This window comes from Saccharomonospora halophila 8 (assembly GCF_000383775.1).
Lineage (GTDB): Bacteria > Actinomycetota > Actinomycetes > Mycobacteriales > Pseudonocardiaceae > Saccharomonospora > Saccharomonospora halophila.
Window position 1 is genome coordinate 2861 of the sequence record NZ_KB912562.1, and the last position, 5642, is coordinate 8502.

Consider the following 5642-nt stretch of genomic DNA (forward strand, 5'->3'; position numbering starts at 1 on the left):
ACCGGGCGAGGACGACGAGGACGGCGACCACGAGCGGCAGCACCTGCAGCGCGTGCATCCCGACGAAGTGCGGGATGCGCAGGTCGCCGCCGGTCGTGCTCCACCCGGTCAGCGGCATGCCCGGGCCGCCGTCGGGCACGCCGACGCCGTGTGCGCCGAGCACCCCGCGGAAGGTCCCGTTGCCGAGTTGCCTGGTCTGTTCCGCGGTGGGCCGCGTCATCAGCGCGCCGAGCCCGATGCCGATGAGGGACAGCACCGCCCCGGACCGCAGTGCCACCCGCGTGGCCGCGTCGGCGACCGGGGTGCGCACGAGCAGCACGGTGAGGATGAACGTGCCGGTCCAGATCGCGGCGATCGAGGCGCCCATGACGGCGAACAGGGTGGAGTTCAGCGGGGTGCTGACGTTGAAGTGGCTCGTCGTGCCGCGCACCACCTGGGCGACGATGATCGCGTACTCCACGAGCGCGAGGATCACGATCGTGGTCGACACCCGCCACGCCGTGGTCCGTCGGCGCCGCAGCAGGGAGTACAGCCAGGACCAGGTGAGGCAGTAGATGCCGAGGGAGAGCGCGAACTTGAGCGGCTTGAGCCAGATCGGTGCCCCGAGGAGCACGCGGTCGTCCAGGAGGAGTCCGGCCCCGGAGACGACGGCCAGGACGGCCATGACACCGGCGCACAGCAGCATCGGCCGGTGCCAGGTGTCCGGTACGGACGGTCGAATGGTGCGCATGGGTACCACCCATCCGGATAGTGGATAGCATCGCTGTCTATAATAGGAAGGTACACTATCCAGGGAGGGTTCGCCAGTGTTCCCCGAGAGGAAGGCCGCAGCATGCGCATGGCCGAGCTGAGCCGGGAGTCCGGTGTCCCGGTCGCGACCGTCAAGTACTACCTGCGCGAGGGGTTGCTGCATGCCGGTGAACGCACCGGGCGCAACCAGGCCCGCTACGACGACGGCCACGTCCGCAGGCTGCGCCTGGTCCGCGCCCTGCTCGACGTGGGTGGGTTGTCCATCGCCGATGTGAAGGAGGTCCTCGCCGCCATGGAGGCAAAGGACACCTCGCTGCACGAGGTGCTGCGGCTCGCGCAGCAGGGACTGCCGCTGACCGGGGCCGAGGTGGACGACGAGTCGGCGGACTGGGCCCGGAGGAAGGTCGGGACGCTGATGGCCGAGCGCGGGTGGGAGCCCGGGGAGGACTCACCGGTGGTGCGGGCCCTGGTCGGGGTGCTCGGCACGGTGCGCTCACTCGGCTATCCCGAACTCGCGTCCATGGTCGACCGCTACGCCGACGCGGCCGAGGAGATCGCCGAGGCCGATCTCGACTACGTCTCCCGGCTGGCCTCCACCGAGTCCGTCGTCGAATCGGCGGTGGTGGGCACCGTGTTCGGGGACACGTTGCTGGTCGTCCTGCGCCGGCTCGCCCAGAGCGGCGCCTCGGCCCGACGGTTCGAGTGACGCTGTCGGGGCGGCGCCGACGGCCGAACACGCCTGCGAAATGAGGACCGCCCGATCCGATCTGTCGTCGGAAAGATTCACTCCTTCGAGGGCCGGTCGGTGACCCGGTTTGACCGTGTCCGCATTCACGCGCTATTCTTTCCCAGAATTTTGCTGAATATACTGATGCCGGGTCGTGGACGGTTCCGGATAGTCGTTCCGAAACGTGTCGATTCTCGCCTCGCGCGCTTGCCGCCCGGGCTGAATCATGCCGGAACCGCGGATTCCGCAATTCCGTGCAGAGCCGGTGTCGGTGCCGCGACACCCACGCACAGTCTGTGAACAGGAGGCGGATGTGCGGCTCTCGACGTCATTCGGATCCCGGCGTGCGGAGAATCGTCGGCAACTGGAGCACCTGCACCGGGTGCTCAACGACGGGGCGTGCCCGGTTCTGTCCCTGGACGTATTCGACACCGTCCTGTGGCGGCGCGTGCCACACCCGGCGGATCTGTTCGGCATCCTGGGAGCACGACTGCGACGTGACGGTCGGTGCCCCCCGTGGTTGACCGACACCGCGTTCCGTCGCATGCGGGTCGCCGCGGAGGACGAGGCCCGTGGCCGGAGCGAATCACTGGGCAGTGAGGTCTCGCTGTTCGACATCTGGGACGCGATGCCGCTGTCCCTGTTCGAGGGAACACCGCGCGACGAACTGGTGCGGGCGGAGGTCGAAATCGAACGTGCGTTCACCGTCGCGGATCTCGACATGGCCGACGTCCTCCGATTGGCCGACAAGTACGAAGTCCCGATCGTGCTGGTCTCGGACACGTACTTCACCGAGGAACAGCTCACCTACCTCCTGGACCGTCCGGAGCTGGACACCCTGCGCAACGCCCGCGTGTTCCGGTCGCAGCACCACGGCGCGGCCAAGGGATCCGGACTGTGGAAGATCGTTCTGAACGGGCTCGGCTGTCGGCCGGAGCAGGTCGTGCACGTCGGCGACGACGCGCACGCAGATCAGGTGGTCCCGGCTTCGCTCGGTGTGCGGACCGTGCCGTACCAACGGATCGACGAGGATTTCGCGGGTGTCCTGGAGCGGGAACAGGAGTCGGCGGAGACGTTCGGCCCCTTCGGGGCACACCTCGATCCCGAACACGGTGACTTCGGGCTGACCAGCCTGCGCGCGCGGACACTGGGGATGGCCCCGGCGCCGACCACGTCCGCGGTCGGTACCGCGTGGCGGTACGGGGCCTCGGTACTCGGTCCGGTGCTGACCGGATTCGCCGAGTGGGTGGCGTTCCATGCGCACCGCAGCGGGACCCCGGTCGTCTGGTGTCCGATGCGGGAGGGGGAGTTGCTCTCCCACCTCGTCAATCAGGCGGCACGGTCACGGGAATGGAAGGTGGAAGCCAGGACGCTGTGGTTGTCGCGTCAGGTGACGTCGATCGCGTCCCTCGACTGCTTCGACAGGGACTCGGTCCGCGAGTTCGTCCGCAGAAGTTACCGGCTGACCGTCTCCCGGTTGCTGGCGACACTCCACCTGCGCCCGGGGGATGTGCCCGGTCTGGCCGGGGAACTGGACACCGTTCTCGATCACGACGACATCGTCGACCGGATGAGCGCCGCCCTCACCGAGACGCCACATCTGTGCAACCGCCTCGCGGTCGCGGTCACCGCCGCGCGGGAGCGGCTCCTCCGGGCGTTGCGCGACAGCGGGGCGCTGGACAGCCCGGAACTCGTCCTGGTCGATCTCGGGTGGGGCGGAACGATCCAACTCCAGTTGGCGCATACCCTGCGTATCGTCCAGAGCGGAACCCGGGTGTCGGGGTTCTACCTGGCCACCGACGAGCGTTCCACCAGACTTCACCATGCCGGACTGCCGGCAGCGGGATACCTCGGCCAGGCGGGGCAGCCGCACGAGACCGTCGAGGCGGTCCGTCGCAGCCCCGAGGCCCTCGAACAATGCACGAACGCCCTGTGCGGCTCGCTGGTCGATTTCACCGACGAGGGCTCCCCCGTCCTCGGCCCCCGTGCCGGTTCGGACTCCCAGGATGCCGAGATCCGAAGTACCCAGGACGGCATCCGGGCTTTCCAGCGGCAGTGGAACCGCTACGTCGAACACTCGGGCGGTACCTGGCCCGAGCTCACCCACAGCGCCAGGCACCGGTTGGCCACCATACTCACCGCCGCCCTGAAGGTCCCCACCACCGACGAGGCCGCCGTGTTCGGCAACTGGGCACACGACGACAACTTCGGATCCTCCGTGGTCACCCGTATCCTCCCCGAGGACCTCCGGCCCGCGGTTCCCTACCTGTCGCCCAATGACCTCGACGACCTGGGAATGCGGGACGCGTTCTGGCCCGCCCTCATCGCAGCCTCGGACACCCGGTTGAGCGCTGCGGCCCGTGCGCTGGCGAACGGGCTCGTGGACCCGGGCATGTTCGAGCCCGCCGGGGAGCCGTCCGAGACCCGGCTCCGGTTCCGCACCCCGGACGAGCGGTGGCACGACGGCCCGCGCCGACGCGTCCGGATCAACCACAACGGGTTGTCGTTCGCGCGGATGAACTTCGAGACCGACGGCGCGACCGATGTCTCCCTGGCCATCCCCGGGCGCCCCGCGATCGTGCGTGTCGACTGGATCGAGGCCACGGTGATCGCCGGGGGAGACGCCGAACCGCGGGTTCTGCGTTGGGACAAGCCGGACGACTTCGCCGGGCTGACCTTCGCCGAGTGCACCTGGCTCGGAGCCAACATGGTCGAGTTCGCTTCCCCCCATGCGGCACTGTGGCTGCCCCTGGCGGACCGGACCGGCGCGCCGGTCACGTCCGCACGGATCACCATCGCCTTCGCGATGTTGCCGCAAGCGGTGTCCGGGTTCACCCCGAGGGTTCCCCCGGCCTCCAGAGTCGCGCGCCTGTCGGGGCGAGCGCGCGCGGAGTATCGGGCCCGGGGGGTCGCCGGGATCGCCGCGGGTGCCGCGCGCATGGTCATCCGCCGTCTGGCGGCTCGGCGATGAGAGCCCACGCTCCCGGCCCGCAGGACATCGGCACCCGCGATGATCCGCATGCGCAGGCCCGCCGGGCACGTCACCAACCGCTGTTGCTGCACTCGATGGCACTGTTCCGGGAGATCTTCGAGATCGTCTTCGCTCACCGGGACATCCGGACGGTGGTCGAAGTGGGTGTGGAGTCCGGCGCGGTCAGTGGGATGTACGCCGAACTCGGAGCCTCGACGGTGTACTGTATCGAGCCGCGTCCCACGGACGAGCTTCGCGCCACTCTCGCCGGCAACGAGGCACTGCGGCTGGTGACGACCCCCTCGCCCCGGGCCTTCACCGAACTTCCGGTGGCGGATCTCTACGTTCTGGACGGGGACCACAATTATGCGACGGTCCACCGGGAGCTCGAATGGATCCTCACCCACGCCCCGGACGCCACGGTCGTCTGCCACGACCTCCTCTGGCCGTGTTCGCGACGGGACCTCTACTATCAACCCTCGACGCTTCCCCCCGAGGACCGCAATCCCGCCGGCACGGACGGACCCACCGTGTGGCACGACGAACTGACCCCGGCCGGATTCGTCGGGATGGGCGCGTTCACCTCGTCCACGCGAGCCGGGGGTGACAGCAATGGTGTGCTCACGGCCGTGGAAGACGTTCTCCGGCGATTCGGTGACGACCCGTGGCACCTGGAACTGGTTCCCGCGATCTTCGGGATGGGTGTCCTGGTTCGGCGTGCCTCGACGCACTGCTCCTCCCTGATGCGGGACCTCCGGCCCTACAGCGGATCCGGTCTGCTCGCCGCCATGGAGAACAACCGGATCGCGTTGTATACCCGGGTCCTCCAACTCCAGCACGAGGCCGCGGTGCATGCCCGGAACGCGGACAGGATGGCGGACACGATCTCCGCGCAGTGTCGTGAGATCGACACGTTGACGGCCGAACGTGCGAGTCCGCGGATCCGGCACGAACGCGGAGGACGAGCACCCCGGGAGATCGCCGTCCATTTCGCGGGGGTACTCCGGCGTGCGGTGCGCGGGATGTGGCGCCGTTCGCCGAGGTGAGTAGCGAGTGGACCGCGACGGTGGTGACCCGCCGGTCCGGCGCCCACAGCGGGGATGTCCGGGGGCGGCTCAGCCGCCCAGGATCCGGGTGAGCGCGAAACCGGCCACGGCGGCGAGGACGAACACGGCCACGGCGGTGAGGACGAGC

Annotated in this window: 4 protein-coding genes; 3 read left to right on the plus strand and 1 reads right to left on the minus strand. The window is 69.1% G+C overall.

Annotated elements, in window-relative coordinates; all coding sequences use genetic code 11:
- On the minus strand, positions 1-730 hold a 730-nt coding region (locus SACHA_RS25500), incomplete at its 3' end, for a hypothetical protein (RefSeq protein ID WP_019810683.1).
- Between the two features lie 102 nt (positions 731-832).
- On the opposite strand from SACHA_RS25500, the gene SACHA_RS0113615 reads away from it, so the two are divergent.
- The 3 genes from SACHA_RS0113615 to SACHA_RS0113625 all read left to right on the plus strand — a co-directional run bounded on the left by SACHA_RS0113615 (position 833) and on the right by SACHA_RS0113625 (position 5494).
- Positions 833-1456: a MerR family transcriptional regulator gene (locus SACHA_RS0113615; RefSeq protein WP_028663166.1), complete on the plus strand. Its 624-nt coding sequence runs from the start codon at positions 833-835 to the stop codon at positions 1454-1456.
- A 334-nt stretch (positions 1457-1790) separates the two neighbouring features.
- The gene (locus SACHA_RS0113620; RefSeq protein WP_019810687.1) at positions 1791-4448 is read left to right on the plus strand and encodes an HAD family hydrolase; all 2658 of its coding nucleotides are present in this window, start codon (positions 1791-1793) and stop codon (positions 4446-4448) included.
- Positions 4445-5494: a class I SAM-dependent methyltransferase gene (locus SACHA_RS0113625; RefSeq protein ID WP_028663167.1), complete on the plus strand. Its 1050-nt coding sequence runs from the start codon at positions 4445-4447 to the stop codon at positions 5492-5494. The genes SACHA_RS0113620 and SACHA_RS0113625 overlap by 4 nt, the downstream gene beginning before the upstream one ends.
- Positions 5495-5642: the final 148 nt, after the last annotated feature.

Bases quoted from the DNA above. Each gene is read 5' to 3' on its own strand.
- SACHA_RS0113615 (WP_028663166.1), top strand. From the start codon at position 833: ATGCGCATGGCCGAGCTGAGCCGGGAGTCCGGTGTCCCGGTCGCGACC.
- SACHA_RS0113625 (WP_028663167.1), top strand. From the start codon at position 4,445: ATGAGAGCCCACGCTCCCGGCCCGCAGGACATCGGCACCCGCGATGAT.